Genomic DNA, 15830 nt, shown 5'->3' with positions numbered 1-15830 from the left:
TAAGTTTTCTTTAAAAAGGAAATGGTCTAGACCAAATTAAGTAATTTTATAGTATGGCTGATAATAAAAGAAAAGGGTTTCGATTTTCCAACTATGAAGCCCCAGAGCAAACTCCTTTCGAAAAGCTTTTTGATATTTTCAAGGAACTGATTACACATACTTCGGGAGATGTGGATGAGGCTTTGGATTGGTTAAGGGAGCTGGACAAGGAATATGAACTTACCGATGAGAATTATACCATTGATGATTTTATAGAGGACCTCAAGGCCAAGGGATTTCTTAAGGAAGAACCTAAGGATGGTGATGGCGACGGTTCGGGGGAACAAAAGGCAGATTTGTCCATAACCGCCAAAATGGAACGCATTATTAGGCAAGCGGCCTTGAATCAAATTTTTGGCAAGATCAAACGCAGTGGCTCGGGCAACCATAAAACCGGTTTATCGGGTAGGGGGGATGAACATATGGGAGAATTCAGGGAATATAGATTTGGCGACAGTTTAGAGCGGATTTCCATGACGGAGAGTTTAAAAAATGCCCAGATAAATCATGGTATCGGTAATTTCCATTTAAGTGAAGAGGATTTAGTAGTAGAGGATACCCAATTTAAAGCTCAAATGAGTACGGTCTTAATGATAGACATTAGCCATAGTATGATACTCTATGGGGAAGACCGCATTACGCCGGCAAAAAAGGTCGCCATGGCCTTGGCAGAACTGATTACGACCCGTTATCCGAAGGACACCTTGGAGATTTTGGTTTTTGGCAATGATGCCTGGCCCATTCCAATAAAGGATCTGCCTTATCTAAAAGTGGGGCCCTATCATACCAATACCGTTGCAGGATTGCAATTGGCGATGGACATGCTCCGTAGAAAGCGAAATACGAACAAACAGATATTTATGATTACCGATGGTAAACCCAGCTGCATTCGATTGGCTGATGGCACCTATTATAAAAACAGTGTGGGCTTGGATGATTATATCGTTGAGAAATGCTACAACATGGCCAGACAGGCCAGAAAACTCCATATTCCCATAACCACCTTTATGATTGCCAAAGACCCGTATTTAACACAATTTGTGAGGCATTTTACGGAAGCCAATAAGGGGAAGGCTTTCTTTACCGGCTTAAAGGGACTTGGTGAAATGATTTTTGAGGATTACGAACAAAATAGGAGAAAAAGATTAAAGGGATAATTAATAAAAAACAAAAATTGGTAAAAGCTATTAAGCTCCGTTCCCTGTAGTACCCAAATAGATAGGGAGACCAAAATATAAATTTTTACATATGAAATTGAATCATAAGGAAATTACCAACCTAGGAGAACTTAGAAAGGCAGGATACAAAACAAAAAAAATAAAGGATGAGTTAAGGGCAAATCTTATTGACAAAATAAAGTCGGATGAAATTACATTTCCTGGAGTATGGGGATATGAAAATTCCGTAGTTCCCGAACTGGAAAGAGCTATATTATCTAGGCACAACATTAATTTATTAGGGCTTAGGGGCCAAGCCAAAACACGTTTGGCAAGGCTAATGGTTAATTTGTTGGACGAGTATATTCCAATAGTCTCCGGTTCGGAGATAAATGATGACCCTTTGAGTCCAATCTCACGGTTTGCCATTGAAACTATAAAGGAACACGGCGACTTAACGCCTATTTCCTGGCTGCACAGAAGTGATCGATTCTATGAAAAATTGGCTACACCAGACGTAACCGTGGCCGATTTAATTGGCGATGTTGACCCCATTAAAGCCGCCAACCTAAAGTTGTCCTATGCAGATGACAGGGTTATACATTTTGGAATGATCCCACGTGCCAACCGTTGTATTTTTGTAATCAATGAACTGCCGGATCTACAGGCAAGGATACAGGTCTCCCTTTTTAATATCCTACAGGAGGGCGACATACAAATAAGGGGGTTTAAGCTTCGATTGCCTTTGGACCTGCAGTTTGTATTTACCGCAAACCCTGAAGACTATACCAATAGGGGTAGTATTGTAACCCCTTTAAAAGATAGGATAGGGTCCCAGATTTTAACGCACTATCCTGAGGACATTGAAACCGCACGTAAAATTACGGAACAGGAATCGAAATTGGATAAACGCCAAAGCGAGGCCATTTATGTCCCTGATTTGGCAAAAGATCTCTTAGAACAAATAAGCAGGGAAGCCCGGGAAAGTGAATATGTAGATGCCAAAAGTGGTATAAGCGCCAGGATGAGCATAACTTCCTTCGAAAACCTAATGAGCACCGCTGAAAGAAGGGTGTTGAAGAATGGCCAAGAAACTACTATGGTAAGACTAAGCGATTTTATGGGGGTTATTCCTTCTATTATCGGTAAGATAGAATTGGTTTATGAAGGGGAACAGGAAGGTTCGGGCAGTGTAGCGGAAATATTGATCGAAGATGCCGTAAAGTCCCTCTTCCTAAATTATTTCCCCAAAATTGATAAATTGGAACGCAAGGATGCGGAAGGGCCTTATGATGAATTGGTAAGTTGGTTTTTTGATGGGGAAGGTTTTGATTTGTTGGATGATGCCACTGATAAGGAATACAAGGAAAAGCTAGATAGCATTATTCCACTTCAACAATTGATCGTTAAATACCAACCTGACATTAAAAAGGAAGATACCTATTTTCTAAAGGAATTGCTATTGTGGGGACTTGTTGCCCATAAAAAATTGAGCAAACAGCGTTATACAATAGGGTATCAGATAAAAGATGTTTACGGTAGCTTTATAAGAGGATTGTAATATATAGAAGCTTACTCCCAGGCATCAATGTGATTGTTCAAGTAATCAAAATCATATTTGCCTACTATCCGTTTTCTTATGACAAAGGACCAAACGGTAAGTAGCACCAACAGGGTTTGTAATGCAATAATCAAGAAGCCCATAGGGACGAAAGAACTTGGTATAACATGGTCCTGAAATTCATTTTGGGAACCAAGTATTAAAAAGGTTTCATAAATATTATATCCATAGGCCAATAGGATTCCATACATCACATACTCAATATTTTTCATGATCATATCAGGATATTCCTTTTCTGTTATCTTAAACCATAATACATATAAATAAAGAAAGTGGATCATTGTCAACAACGGAAAGATATAACTCCCCAATTTATTAAAAACAAAGGTATTCCCGTACATGCTATAAAAACCAAGGATTATTAAGGACAACAGGGAAACAATGGTCAGGATAATATTAATTTGGGGAGTGGTTCGTTTAACGGAATTTTCCATAATTAAGGTTTAAGATTATAGGACAATTTTCAACATAATTACAATTAAATTCCTACTCGATATGCAAAATTTCGTTGAATATATAGAAATTTAAGATAGAAAAAAGGGGGCTCGGACGAAGTACCAAAAAGCACGACGAACTCATGACCAATATATTTTAAAATACGTTTAAGGAGCAAACATAAATCCGACCTTCCTTTCCTATCTTTGCCAAGGTTATGTTCGTATGTAGCCGAGCAACATATACACCAAATGCAAACACCCCGTTTTTACTATTTAATACATGTTCAATTCCTAGGCTTTCGCTATAGCGGTTGGCAAAAGCAGCCGAATCAAAAAACGGTGGAGGGTATGTTGGTAAAGACCTTAAAATTTGTTTTGCCCAATTCCAAATTCAAGATCCTGGGAGCCGGACGTACAGATGCCAAAGTATCTGCCTTAAACACGGCCTTTGAACTATTTTTGGATAAGGAACCCCTAGAAGACCTTCAGGAATTCATGTATGATTTTAATGCAAACCTACCACCGGATATTCGGGTTATCAGTATAGACCAGATCAATGAAAATTTCAATATCATCCAAGAAAGTAAACTAAAGGAATATGTATATCTTTTTTCCTTTGGACAAAAAAACCACCCCTTTTGCGCGCCCTTTTTGGCAAATATCATAGACGAACTCAATGTGGATCTAATGTCTGATTGTGCCCGACTTTTTATTGGCACCCATGATTTTTCATCCTATACGGCCCGACTTCAGCCCAACACAAAAGTGCTTAGGACTATAGAATCATGTGAAATAAAAAAAAACGAAATATTGACGGCCAATTTTTTTCCGGAAGTGAGTTACGCCCTCCATATTACCGGGGAAGGCTTTATGAGATATCAGATTAGAATGATAATGGGGGCTTTGATTCAAGTGGGCAAGGGAGAACTTACAGTAATGGACATTAAAGAATCCTTGAAAAAGGAAAACAATACTGTGTTTACCTATGTTGCCCCTGGTTCAGGTTTATTGCTTAACAGCCTAAAGTTTAAATAGCTGCTTCTAAATAAACTGTAGCGAAATTGTCTAATTATTTTTTAAAATCATGACAAGTCGGCATTTCGAAGACTGGATTTCATAAATTAGTGGCTAGAACAAATAGCAACTAGTATCTTAAAATAAGATTCCAACCTATGTCCAAAAACAAACCAACTCACAAAAAAGCTTCCATAAGACACATTAAGACCGGTAAGTCTCCTGGGACAGTTACCTATTTAGGAAGTAGAGAAGGGGCCAAGAGCGTTGTCAACATCATGGAATACAGTCAGCAGGACATTAAAGAATCTACCATTGATGTCTATGCTCCATCCAATTTCAATAAAATTATTGCCCACAAAACATCTTCATCCATCTCGTGGATAAATATTATTGGCATTAGCGACGAGAAGTTCATTGAAAATTTGGGAAATGCCTTCTCTCTCAACCCATTATCCACAGAAGATGCCGTAAACACACATCAACGCCCAAAGATTGACGAATACGACAACTATATTTTTGGAACATTTAAAATGCTCTATTTAGATCAGAACAATGAATTGGTGACCGAACATGTGGCCATTGTTTTAATGGAAAATACGGTTCTTGTTTTACAGGAAATGCCGGATGACGTTTTTAAGAGCGTTAGGGAAAGGGCCAGGACCAAAACTGGACGAATAAGAACCAAAAAGGCCGATTACTTATTTTTTGCACTTTTGGACGCCATTATTGATAATTATTTTGTGGTGCTGGAGAACGTTAATCAAAAAATAGACCTTTTGGAAGAGGAAGTATACGATAACCCTAGACCCAAAACGGCCCACGCCATCCAAGACTTAAAAAAGGAAATACTTAAAATTAGAAGGTTTATTTATCCCGTAAAAGAGCTTATTAGTAAACTAATTGATTCAGAACATATCCTAATTAGCGATGATACCAAGGTTTTTCTCAGAGACACCATGGATCATTGCACAGAAATTAATGATAGCCTAAATATATTACGGGAAATGTCCATGAGCCTCATGGAAATGTATATGAGTAATATTAGCAATAAAATGAACGAGGTGATGAAGGTACTGACCATTATGGCCACTATTTTCATCCCCCTGACCTTTATTGTTGGGGTATATGGAATGAATTTCGAATATATCCCGGAATTGAAACATCATAATGGATACTTCTATGTTTGGGGGCTAATGATAGCAATCTTTATCGGCCTTCTATTTTATTTTAAAAAGAAGGGGTGGCTGTAGTTTCGAAATAAATGGATACAATTAATCGAAAAGATCCGAGGAAAGATAACGGTCCCCACGATCGCATACAATAGAAACAATAACACCCTCTTCCAAACTTTCGGCCAATTTCACTGCGGCAGCGGCAGCGCCACCACTGCTCATACCCGCAAAAATACCTTCTTCTTTCGCCAATCGCTTGGCCATATCCCTAGCTTCCTGCTCGGTAACCTCCATAACGGTGTCCACTTTCTTGGGATTAAAAATTTTAGGGAGGTATTCTTGGGGCCATTTGCGAATACCGGGAATTTTGGCCTCATCGGCAGGTTGCACCCCAACAATTTGAATCTTGGAATTCGTTTCCTTCAAAAAGGTAGATGTCCCCATTATAGTTCCGGTGGTCCCCATAGAAGAAACAAAATGGGTAATTCCCCCCTGTGTATCCCTCCATATCTCCGGACCGGTACTTATATAATGTGCCTTCCAATTATCATCATTGGAAAATTGGTTGATCATGATGTACCCCTCTTCCTTTACCTTTAGTTCGGCATAGTCCCTAGCTCCTTCAATACCTACATCGGCAGGGGTAAGGGTTACCTTGGCCCCATAGGCCTTCATGGTCTGTACTCTTTCCTTTGTGGAATTTTCGGGCATTACCAATTCTATGTCCAATCCATAAATTCCGGCTATCATGGCCAGAGCAATACCGGTATTTCCACTAGTAGCTTCTATCAATTTGGAGTTTACATCAAAATCGCCCCTTTCCAAACCTCCTTTTATCATATTAAGGGCGGCACGATCCTTTACGCTTCCTCCAGGATTGTTGCCCTCCAGTTTAAAAAAAAGTTTAACCTTGGGATTGGTGTTGATTACTTTTGATATTACCAAGGGAGTATTCCCTATAATATCCAAAATACTATGAGACATGCGGTAGGGTTTTTATTTTGATTATTGGAGAATGGTAAACAGTGGAATTGGCAGGCACAGATTCTGTTATCCATGCATTTCCTCCAATTATGGAATTTTCCCCGATTACAGTATCCCCTCCAAGGATAGTGGCATTGGCATATATGGTAACATTGTCTTCAATGGTGGGATGACGCTTTGTTTTTTGTAATTTTTTGGCAACATACAAAGCTCCCAAAGTTACCCCTTGATAGATTTTTACATTGTTTTTAATTATCGCTGTTTCCCCTATGACTACACCTGTTGCATGATCTATGAAAAAAGATTTTCCAATTTGCGCCCCTGGGTTAATATCTACACCGGTCTGCCTATGCGCATATTCCGTCATTAATCTGGGAACCAAAGGAAAGCCGTCGATATAAAGTTCATGGGCAAGCCTGTAAATAGCAATGGCATAAAAACCTGGATAGGCCATGTATACCTCTTCTATAGAAAGGGAGGCTGGATCGCAATTTACAATGGCCTCGGCATCCAAATTCAATTTTTCCAGAATCTTAGGCAAGCGTACCACGAAATTCGCCCAAACCCTTTGGCAAGGTTTATCCACCTGCCAACACGCCAAATTTACCAATGCATCAAATTCCTTTTCCAAGAGATCCAGATTTTCATCCACCGGAGTATCTATATCGAACAAGGTATAAAACAGACGATTGGTAAATAATTCAGTTCTTTCCTTAAGTTCGAACCTAAGGTTAGGCTGATTTTTATGTTCCTTAATATTCTTTATTATAGATGCTTTATCCATTTGCACTTTTAATTATACATTCAAAATTAACCATTATTTCAAAATCAGCTTATGCTAATTTGGTTAACTTTAGCACAAAGATAATGTGTTATGAGTCGTATACAACAGCAGCTGATTACGAAAGATGTATTTCAATTTTTGGAAAACCTAAAAAAAAACAACTCTAGGGAATGGTTCACGGAGCACAAAACTGAATTCAAGGCACTGGAAACAGAGGTCAAGAGTTTTTATTCCGCATTAATGGACAAATTGAAAACTCATGATGATATTGAAAAATTAAAAATGTTTCGCATCTATAGGGATGTACGTTTCTCAAAAGACAAAACCCCCTATAAGACCCATTTTGCGGGATCTTTTTCCCGGTCTGGGCAGCGGTTGAGAGGCGGATACTATTTACGGTTAAAGCCAAATGAATCCTTTGTTGCCGCTGGATTTTGGGAACCCAACAAAGAAGACCTCTTTAGAATTAGGAAGGAATTTGAAACCGATGCATCGGAAATACGTGCCATAATCAACAAAAATAGCTTCAAGGAAGTTTGGGGCGGAATGCAGGGTGATGAATTAAAAACTGCTCCCTCCGGCTTCAATAAAGATCACCCCAACATTGATTTGATAAAAAGAAAACAATTCATTTTTGTTAAGAATTTTTCCGACAAGGAGGTTTTATCGCCCGATTTTATTACGAATGCAGACCTTGCTTTCCAAGCAATACGACCTTATTTTGATCTTATGAGCGACATACTCACCACTAACCTTAATGGGGAATCACTTTTGGATTAAGAATTCTATACTGCCTGAAGTGAGGCTTTTTCAAAAAATTGAACCTGATCTTTAATGCGTTCAATGACCATTTGCATCATGCGTTTGTTTAAAGACGACGAATTAAGTATGTATAATTCATACTCCTCCGTGGTAAATTGGCCTATGATAATTCCTTTTAATGAATTTCTAAACTTAATGTCCTTTTGGATCGCATTTTCTATAAAAATCAGACGCTTGTTCATCCCTAGTTCATAAAAACTATTTTTATGTTTAGTGATGTAATTCTGAAAGACCAAAAGTAATAAGGAGTTTTGCATTTTAATTACAGGACGTAAGGTTTGGTTTTGAAACCTCTCATCACTGCTCATAATTTCCGTTACTTTAGCCGAAGGGATTATAGGACGAATTTCCAAAAGACTATGGGACCTATCGCTCATATCATTGGTGTTTTTATAAAGGTAGGTATAAGGTTTTTTCTTAATTCGGCAATTCTATATAGTTTTTAACGAGGTTATGAACATTGTTATTTTTTACTTGGAACAATACCTTGACTTTGTGGGGGAACAAAAAATTCAACTTTTACTACTACACCATAAACCACAATTAATTAAAGAATAATCTTACTTATTTACTACTTATTGATTATGGGAATCTAATTATTATTACCCCTATTAATTCCCAAATTGAACAAAAAATTAAGCTGTAATTTAGATTTACCTAAATCGGTTGACATTTCCAAGTGAAGAGTATTATAGGGCAGATTTCTTTACTAATTTTGCAGTAAAATTTTAGATACTATGAGATTTCATACAAGAAAATGGGTGAAACCAGAAGATTTAAACGCCAATGGCACTCTATTTGGCGGCAAGTTACTTGCCTGGATAGACGAGGAAGCCGCACTATATAGTATTATACAATTGGAAAACAAAAGGGTAGTTACCAAGTATATGTCCGAAATAAACTTTATGAGCACCGCATTAAAAGGTGATATTGTTGAAATAGGTATAGGCGTGGTAAAATTTGGAAAGACCTCCTTGACGCTGAACTGTGAGGTTAGGAACAAAATGACCAGGGAAACCATTGTGACGGTAGACAATATTATCATGGTAAATCTAGGTGCGGATGGAAAACCCAAACCACATGGAAAAACCAAAATTGAATTTGTAAGGGACCGTCTGGCTTCGGAAGTTTAGTTTACGGCATAAGTTTTCGCCACTTCCTGTACCTTATCCAGTACCCTTAGTAAATTGCCCCCCCAAAGTTGAGCAATTTCCGCTTCGGAATAACCTCTTTTGACCAGCTCCAAGGTTACATTAGGGGTTTCGGAGGCATCTGTCCACCCGGCAATGCCTCCACCTCCATCAAAATCAGAACTGATTCCCACATGGTCTATTCCAATTAAATTTACCATATAATCAATGTGGTCAACAAAATCGGCTACATCCACAGCCTGTGGCCGATCTGTCCTATTGCCAACCTTGGCCTTGGCCAAAGCCACTACTTTGGAATAATTCTCTATAAAAGTATTTTTCTTTGCTTCTGAAAGATCGGCAAGCTCGTCAAAGGAATACCAATCTATCCCCAAAGAATCGGCAACCTCTTCATAGAATCCTTTCAAGAAGGCTGCATGGGCCTCATGCTTTTTGGTATTCAAATAAGAACTAAAGGCTACCGTTTGCACCACGCCTCCATTTTCCTTCATAAGCAACAATTGTTCGTCATCCAAATTCCGGCTATGGTCGCACAGTGCCCGTGCAGAGGAATGGGAAGCAATAATTGGAGCTTTGGACAAGGCTATCATTTGCTTCATGGATTCTTTGGATACATGGGATACATCTATCATTATCCCCAGCCTATTCATTTCCTTTACAGCCATTTTACCAAGGTCGCTCAACCCGTTATGCAACCACACTCCATCGGCCTCACCAGTATTGGAATCACAAAACTGGCTATGCCCGTTGTGGGAGAGGGAAATATATCTCGCCCCTAAATTATAATAGTTCTCAAATTCAGAAATGTCTTCTCCAATTGGATAGGCATTTTCAACCCCTATCATGGCCACTTTTTTACCCGAACCTGCAATTCGGTGGACATCCTTGGAGGTATAGGCCAGATCTATCTCTTCCGGGGCTATTTCCTCGCATAATCTGTGAATGGCATTAAACTTTGCCATGGCATTGTCCTTGGCTTTCGCATACCCTTCTTCCGTTAAGTCGCCCTGACCGGTATAGACTATTAACCAAGGAACATCCAAATCCCCACTTTTAAGTTTTGGGAGATTTACCTGATTGTCCAATTTCTGGGTATAATTTATAGTATCGGTAAAATTGGCCACATTAATATCTACATGGGTATCTATAGTAATAACGTCCTTGTGTATACGTGCCGCTTTTTCTTCGACCGACTCGGCCAATTTTTCTTGTTTTTCCTTACAGGCCATAATCGCTAAAAGGCACATAAATCCGACAAACTGCTTCATGCTTATAGGTTTTGATACATACAAATAACGGCATTTGACAACATAAAATGAAGCGTAGATAACATTTAATTGTAAACCGCACTTTAAAAGGGGAGTTTTAGACTTTCAGAACCCAAACTATTAAAAATTGAAAACCAACAACCTACTATCCCATCTGACAAATCTTGAAGGTCAACTAAATCATTTTTCATTTGAGGAATTAACCTCGGAGGAAGCTTCTTTATTAAAAAAATCCTTTATGACCTTTAAATATCGTCTGGAGGAAAAAGTATTGGGGCCAAAGCCAAAAGTTTCCAACTCCAATGTAGTCAACAAGGATTTTGAATCGGGCATTGGGAATAAAGAATTGGCAAATCCGTTAAAAAACAAACCGAACCGGGAAGAAGGTAGGCTTCTTGCAAAGGTAGGTGATGAGATTAGAACCCCAATTAACGGAATAATAGCGTCTGTAGATCTGCTAAAAGAAGGCAACATAAGTGCGGAACAACTAGTGCAACTTAATTCCATAACTGCTACCTCCAATAACCTTTTGGATATAATTAATGAGCTGTTGGAATATACCAAGCTTACTTCAGGAAGGGAAAAGTTTGAAAGCATCGATTTTAATTTCTACAGTATTATTAGGGATACCATGTATCTATGCAATACCCTAATAATCAACAAGGATGTTACCCTGGAAGTAGATCTGGATACGGAAATACCCGAGGTTCTTCTAGGAGATCCATCAAAGTTGTCCCAAATTCTACTTACCCTATTGGGCAATTCGATAAAACTTATAGATGAAGGAAGTATCCTTCTCAAAATTAAACTACGAAGGCAGCACAGTAATTACTTTGTGCTCGATTTTGAAATTAGGGATTTGCGTACCGGAGCATTAAAGAACGACTTAAGGCCTAATGTACCCACTGAAAATATGGAACCCAACACAAATGATTTGGGAATTGGTTTTGCCATGGTCAAGGGAATATTGGAAATTCTAAACGGGTCCTTGGCAACGATGGCCACCTTAGACGACGGATGTGCTTATAAGTTCACCATCCCCTATAAAAAAGGCAAACAGATCAAAGCATCCGGCCACCAGTTGGATTCCAACCATTTAGATACAACAGACAAAATTATAGAAGGTCTAAATGTACTTGTTTTTGAGGACAATATTCTCATTCAAAAAATAATTGAACAGCGCTTAAAAAATTGGGGATGTACGGTGTATGTAACCGATAATGGCCTAACTGGAATGGATTATTTGTTAAAGAATAGGGTAGACTTGGTTTTAATGGACCTTAGAATGCCGGTAATGAATGGTTTTCAAATTACCCAAATAATTCGGGAATCCAGCAATAATCACGTTAAGAGCATACCCATCATTGCCTTAACGGGCGATTTTACCATTAATGATAAAATTAAATGTAATGCACTGGGAATAGATGATTATATCCTAAAACCTTATAGCCCTGATGAATTACTGACCACTTTATATAAATACAAAAAGGACATAGGGTCCAAGCCTCTATTGGCACCTAGTGAAGACCTTGCCCAACTTTCAGTAAATAAGGAAGTGTGGGAGGTTAGCTTAGCAGATATACTGGAAGAGTGTATGGGTGAAGTAGACCTATTGGAAGAGCTAATCGGCTTATTTAAACAAAATATGCTGGACTTCATCGGTAGGGCCAATGTCTATATCCCAGAAGGCAATTTCAATCGTTTGGGGTTTGCTGCCCATAAGGTAAAATCGGGACTTTCCATGATGAAGGCGGATCACCTTTATTCCCTTGTGGATAAAATTACGGTAGGCTGCAGGACCCATAGAAATCTCCCGGAAATTGGACGGTTATATGATCAATTACTATTGGCATATCCCATGGTAGAGAAAGCCATTGATAGGGAACTGATGCTCTTAAAAAGAAGGGGGAAGTAAGCGTAGAGTTTAATGGAAAGTTTGAATAAGTGAATATACCCAACATACATACCAACCTTATATGGGATTTAACGGCCTTGTTCCTGCTTATAACTATAGGATATTTGACCATCCTATTCTTTTTAAGAAACAACACACTGTTAAAGTGGAACAATAAGGAAGAAAAAAAGAAACATCTACGTGGAATAATATGTGAGCTTTTACTTTATGACCAAGGAAAGTTAAAAATGGCAGAAAGAGAGCTCATAGACCTAAAAGTGGAATTATGGAAGCTTCTAAGGCAGTCGAGAAATAAACGCATCATGTCCAAAATATTGATAGAGATGAACAACGATCTGGATGACGGGGCAAAACAGATAATCCTTAGACTTTCCAAAGAATTCGGACTTCAAATAAATGCCTTTGAAAACTTGGAAAATTTGGACAGCGGTACCAAAGGGAATATTACGGCACAGAATTATAAAACTGGCAATGTAGACAACTTACAAGATACAGAAAGAATAATGGAAGCACCCAAAATGAATCAACCATTGAAGAGCAATACCAATAAGTTGGATTCAAAAACCGATTTATTAAAAGGGGAGGAGCTAGATCTTAGCTTCGTTCCCTTGGTAATTAATAATGAGGATATAAATGACGGTAGCAGTTCGGAAGTAGAGGAAGTGCTTATGATTAGTAACGACTTGGAATTCTTAACGGAATGCCTCGGCAAGGAAAGTTTTGAAAGAAACCCTTATGAGGCAATATACGAGGAAATTTATGGGGAAAATATAATTCTCCCCCCAAACAAACCACATAGGAAGGAGGCTTCTTTTTTAAACATAGATTTCTTGCCCTTGATAATGGAAATTGAAGAAGAGGAAGAGGAACCAATTACAAACATCAATGATCTTGAAGTGGAATATGAGGTGGTCTTGGATCCGCACTTTAAAAAACAGATCAGTGATATATTAAAGTCGCATGTAGAGGGACAAAACAAGGTAGCGACCACAGAGGAAGATGATAATATATTGGATCTAGGAGAAATGTACCTTCCTGCGGCCAAATTTTACACAGATTGGGAATTTAAAAAAGTTAAATTACTACATTCCATAGCAGAAATGGGAGATATACGAGAGGTTCCCCTATTAAATGAAATGTTGGATGAAGAAGAAAATGAATCTATTGGCAATCTCATTAAAGAAATAATTTTCAGGTTCCTTTCAGAGTATCCCTTGGATATCGATGAGGAGGAGGTGAACGACAACAATCTGGTAGATTTTGGGGAACATTATGTGTTCAACCATTTATTCAACTCTTTGGGTAAGGAATCGCAACTGCTATTATTGGAAGAGATGCAGCAAATAGGGGACCTAAGTGATCTATATTTTTTGGAAACCCTTCACAATCATTCGGATAAAGCTATAAGGGAAAAGGCAAAATTGGTTTCACTTTATATGGAAGCGAAAATACCGGCCATTCCAACTAGCAGCATAGAAATCCTTTCAGGACACAACTTGGATTTAAAGAAGGAAATCAGTAAACCCCAAAAGTTGCATTTAGACCCTTCGATCACTTTTGAACTAGGAAAATCCGGCTTTATATCTACGGCATCATCCAAGAGGGAAACCCTGGAAAACGACAAGACAACATCCTTGGATCATTGCGCTACACCTCTGGATAACGAGGAGGAACCCACTGGTCACACTGACCTGTTCAACATCGATTTTGATATTACAACCTCAGAGAATATTACGTTCTACCACAATGGCAACCAAAAAAAGGAAGAAAGTTTGGAGGAATTGGAGGAAATGAAATTCCTAGACCAATTAAAGGACCTCACCAATAAAATTTTTAAGAAATAAAAGGTATTAAACCCTAGGGAAAGCTCTAGGCACCCTTTAAGAAACCGCCACAAGCTTAGGCGTATTAAACCAGAAACCCCGCCAAATAAGCGGGATTCGTTCTACTATCGTAATCCAATTGGTCCGTGGCTTTTTAAATCCGGGTCTCATTAATAAACCCATAGCAAATTGAACAATTGGAACAATCAGATTATGTGCCAATAAAAAGATTAAACTTTATGAACTCTACATTTTACAACTAAAAAACACTTTTACACAACATTTTATTGGTGAGAAAAGAGATAATAAATATGTTTACCATATAATTATTGACCCAAACAATAATAACCTAAACCAAGTCTTACTATGTTATACGACACCTACGGAGAGGAATACCTAGCATTCCTACAAGATTTAAATGAAATTTTGAGTTTAAACGAATTGGCTGAGTTGGACTACATGTAGTTCGGCCCACAATTCAGAACCTAAAAACCCCTATTAAGATGGCAAAACAAAATCCAGACAACGCAGCTTATTTAAACTTCATTGAAGATTTAAATGAAATTCTAATCGATTTCAATATTAGTAAATTAAGTTATTCTTAAACCCATAACTTTAGAAACAAAGAGGCCGAATAAATACTATTTATTCGGCCTCTTTGTTTTGGGTCAATTATCCCAAATAGGTTTTGAGTAATTTACTCCTGGAGTTGTGGCGAAGCTTTCTAATAGCTTTTTCCCTTATCTGCCTAACCCGTTCCCTTGTAAGGTCAAAAGTAAGTCCTATCTCCGCCAAGGTCATGGATTGCTGATCGCCTATGCCGTAATATAATTTAACAACATCTGCCTCCCTTTGGGAAAGTGTATCCAAAGCCCTATTGATCTCTGTATTCAAAGACTGCTGTAAAAGAAACATATCCGGTCTTGGAGATTCACCTGAACGAAGTACATCGTAAAGATTGGAGTTTTCCCCTTCCTTCAAGGGGGCATCCATGGAAACGTGTCTTCCGGAATTTTTTAAGGATTGCTTAACCTCACTAACGGACATTTCCAATTCTTTGGCTATCTCCTCTGGGGATGGTGGCCGCTGATGGGCCTGCTCTAAATATGAAAAGGTTTTTTTAATTTTATTTATGGAACCGATCTTGTTCAGCGGTAAGCGCACAACCCTGGACTGTTCCGCCAGTGCCTGTAAAATAGCCTGACGTATCCACCAAACGGCATACGATATAAATTTAAATCCCCTTGTTTCATCAAAGCGCTTGGCTGCTTTTACCAACCCTACATTTCCCTCATTGATTAAATCAGGGAGTTTCAAACCTTGATTTTGATATTGTTTGGCGACAGAAACAACGAATCTTAAATTTGCAGTTGTAAGTTTTTCCAAGGCAATTTGATCCCCATCCCTAATTTTCTGAGCCAATTCAACCTCTTCATTAGCGGTGATCAACTCTATTTTACTGATATCCTGCAGATATTTGTCTAGTGACTTTGATTCCCTATTCGTAACCTGCTTGATAATCTTTAGTTGCCTCATATATTTTTTATTTGGATTTTGAAGTGTTAATCTCTCATTATACCCTTTTTTTGTGTCTTTTCCAAAGGAAGCTGCATTACTTATACATAATTTATGAGAAGTTT

Annotated in this window: 14 protein-coding genes; 8 read left to right on the top strand and 6 right to left on the bottom strand. The window is 38.4% G+C overall.

All coding sequences use genetic code 11. The annotated features are described in order from the left end of the window. The first annotated feature begins 53 nt into the window (after positions 1 to 53). Positions 54 to 1196, top strand: coding sequence for a vWA domain-containing protein (locus KO529_RS12615; protein WP_215948235.1), 1143 nt, complete (start codon positions 54 to 56; stop codon positions 1194 to 1196). A gap of 91 nt (positions 1197 to 1287) precedes the next feature. Continuing rightward, positions 1288 to 2757: a magnesium chelatase gene (locus KO529_RS12610; RefSeq protein ID WP_215948234.1), complete on the top strand. Its 1470-nt coding sequence runs from the start codon at positions 1288 to 1290 to the stop codon at positions 2755 to 2757. Positions 2758 to 2768: 11 nt separating this feature from the next. On the opposite strand, the gene KO529_RS12605 is transcribed toward KO529_RS12610, so the two are convergent. Then, positions 2769 to 3251, bottom strand: coding sequence for a hypothetical protein (locus tag KO529_RS12605; protein ID WP_215948233.1), 483 nt, complete (start codon positions 3249 to 3251; stop codon positions 2769 to 2771). Positions 3252 to 3503: 252 nt separating this feature from the next. Here KO529_RS12605 and truA point away from each other — a divergent pair, with 252 nt between their 5' ends. Then, complete coding sequence (gene truA, locus KO529_RS12600; RefSeq protein WP_215948232.1) at positions 3504 to 4289, top strand: tRNA pseudouridine(38-40) synthase TruA; 786 nt, start codon at positions 3504 to 3506, stop codon at positions 4287 to 4289. A 137-nt stretch (positions 4290 to 4426) separates the two neighbouring features. After that, positions 4427 to 5521: a magnesium/cobalt transporter CorA gene (corA, locus tag KO529_RS12595; RefSeq protein ID WP_215948231.1), complete on the top strand. Its 1095-nt coding sequence runs from the start codon at positions 4427 to 4429 to the stop codon at positions 5519 to 5521. Between the two features lie 21 nt (positions 5522 to 5542). On the opposite strand, the gene cysM is transcribed toward corA, so the two are convergent. Together cysM and epsC are read right to left on the bottom strand one after the other, a co-directional pair. Continuing rightward, complete coding sequence (gene cysM, locus KO529_RS12590) at positions 5543 to 6427, bottom strand: cysteine synthase CysM (protein ID WP_215948230.1); 885 nt, start codon at positions 6425 to 6427, stop codon at positions 5543 to 5545. Further along, the gene (gene epsC, locus KO529_RS12585) at positions 6417 to 7211 is read right to left on the bottom strand and encodes a serine O-acetyltransferase EpsC (RefSeq protein ID WP_215948229.1); all 795 of its coding nucleotides are present in this window, start codon (positions 7209 to 7211) and stop codon (positions 6417 to 6419) included. The genes cysM and epsC overlap by 11 nt, the downstream gene beginning before the upstream one ends. A 90-nt stretch (positions 7212 to 7301) precedes the next feature. Between epsC and KO529_RS12580 the strand changes: the two genes are divergently transcribed. Then, entirely contained in the window at positions 7302 to 7991 is a 690-nt protein-coding gene (locus KO529_RS12580) for a DUF2461 domain-containing protein (RefSeq protein WP_252734389.1), read from the top strand. Positions 7992 to 7996: 5 nt separating this feature from the next. On the opposite strand, the gene KO529_RS12575 is transcribed toward KO529_RS12580, so the two are convergent. After that, positions 7997 to 8410, bottom strand: a complete 414-nt coding sequence (locus KO529_RS12575) for a glyoxalase (protein WP_072861371.1) — start codon at positions 8408 to 8410, stop codon at positions 7997 to 7999. Positions 8411 to 8770: 360 nt separating this feature from the next. Here KO529_RS12575 and KO529_RS12570 point away from each other — a divergent pair, with 360 nt between their 5' ends. Beyond that, positions 8771 to 9166 carry an acyl-CoA thioesterase gene (locus KO529_RS12570; protein ID WP_215948228.1) on the top strand — a complete coding sequence of 132 codons (396 nt, stop codon included), beginning with the start codon at positions 8771 to 8773 and terminating at the stop codon, positions 9164 to 9166. On the opposite strand, the gene KO529_RS12565 is transcribed toward KO529_RS12570, so the two are convergent. Continuing rightward, on the bottom strand, positions 9163 to 10452 hold the full coding sequence (locus KO529_RS12565; protein WP_215948227.1) for a dipeptidase: 1290 nt from the start codon (positions 10450 to 10452) through the stop codon (positions 9163 to 9165). The two genes, KO529_RS12570 and KO529_RS12565, sit on opposite strands and share 4 nt — an antisense overlap. Positions 10453 to 10579: 127 nt before the next feature. Here KO529_RS12565 and KO529_RS12560 point away from each other — a divergent pair, with 127 nt between their 5' ends. Both KO529_RS12560 and KO529_RS12555 read left to right on the top strand, forming a co-directional pair. Next, a complete protein-coding gene (locus tag KO529_RS12560) occupies positions 10580 to 12367 on the top strand; it encodes a response regulator (RefSeq protein WP_215948226.1) in 1788 nt (595 codons plus the stop codon). Positions 12368 to 12396: 29 nt separating this feature from the next. Beyond that, complete coding sequence (locus KO529_RS12555; protein ID WP_215948225.1) at positions 12397 to 14211, top strand: hypothetical protein; 1815 nt, start codon at positions 12397 to 12399, stop codon at positions 14209 to 14211. A gap of 651 nt (positions 14212 to 14862) precedes the next feature. Here KO529_RS12555 and KO529_RS12550 read toward each other — a convergent pair. After that, positions 14863 to 15726 carry a sigma-70 family RNA polymerase sigma factor gene (locus tag KO529_RS12550; RefSeq protein WP_215948224.1) on the bottom strand — a complete coding sequence of 288 codons (864 nt, stop codon included), beginning with the start codon at positions 15724 to 15726 and terminating at the stop codon, positions 14863 to 14865. Positions 15727 to 15830: the final 104 nt, after the last annotated feature.

The organism is Arenibacter algicola (genome assembly GCF_018860365.1).
Classification (GTDB): domain Bacteria; phylum Bacteroidota; class Bacteroidia; order Flavobacteriales; family Flavobacteriaceae; genus Arenibacter; species Arenibacter algicola_B.
The sequence above is the reverse complement of the archived record's forward strand: the minus strand, read 5'-3'. Positions and strand labels throughout refer to the sequence as shown.

Excerpts from the sequence above, each read along its gene's own strand:
- KO529_RS12615 (WP_215948235.1), top strand. The coding sequence starts at position 54 with ATGGCTGATAATAAAAGAAAAGGGTTTCGATTTTCCAACTATGAAGCC.
- KO529_RS12610 (WP_215948234.1), top strand. The coding sequence starts at position 1,288 with ATGAAATTGAATCATAAGGAAATTACCAACCTAGGAGAACTTAGAAAG.
- KO529_RS12605 (WP_215948233.1), bottom strand. The coding sequence starts at position 3,251 with ATGGAAAATTCCGTTAAACGAACCACTCCCCAAATTAATATTATCCTG.
- truA (WP_215948232.1), top strand. The coding sequence starts at position 3,504 with ATGCAAACACCCCGTTTTTACTATTTAATACATGTTCAATTCCTAGGC.
- corA (WP_215948231.1), top strand. The coding sequence starts at position 4,427 with ATGTCCAAAAACAAACCAACTCACAAAAAAGCTTCCATAAGACACATT.
- cysM (WP_215948230.1), bottom strand. The coding sequence starts at position 6,427 with ATGTCTCATAGTATTTTGGATATTATAGGGAATACTCCCTTGGTAATA.
- epsC (WP_215948229.1), bottom strand. The coding sequence starts at position 7,211 with ATGGATAAAGCATCTATAATAAAGAATATTAAGGAACATAAAAATCAG.
- KO529_RS12580 (WP_252734389.1), top strand. The coding sequence starts at position 7,302 with ATGAGTCGTATACAACAGCAGCTGATTACGAAAGATGTATTTCAATTT.
- KO529_RS12575 (WP_072861371.1), bottom strand. The coding sequence starts at position 8,410 with ATGAGCGATAGGTCCCATAGTCTTTTGGAAATTCGTCCTATAATCCCT.
- KO529_RS12570 (WP_215948228.1), top strand. The coding sequence starts at position 8,771 with ATGAGATTTCATACAAGAAAATGGGTGAAACCAGAAGATTTAAACGCC.
- KO529_RS12565 (WP_215948227.1), bottom strand. The coding sequence starts at position 10,452 with ATGAAGCAGTTTGTCGGATTTATGTGCCTTTTAGCGATTATGGCCTGT.
- KO529_RS12550 (WP_215948224.1), bottom strand. The coding sequence starts at position 15,726 with ATGAGGCAACTAAAGATTATCAAGCAGGTTACGAATAGGGAATCAAAG.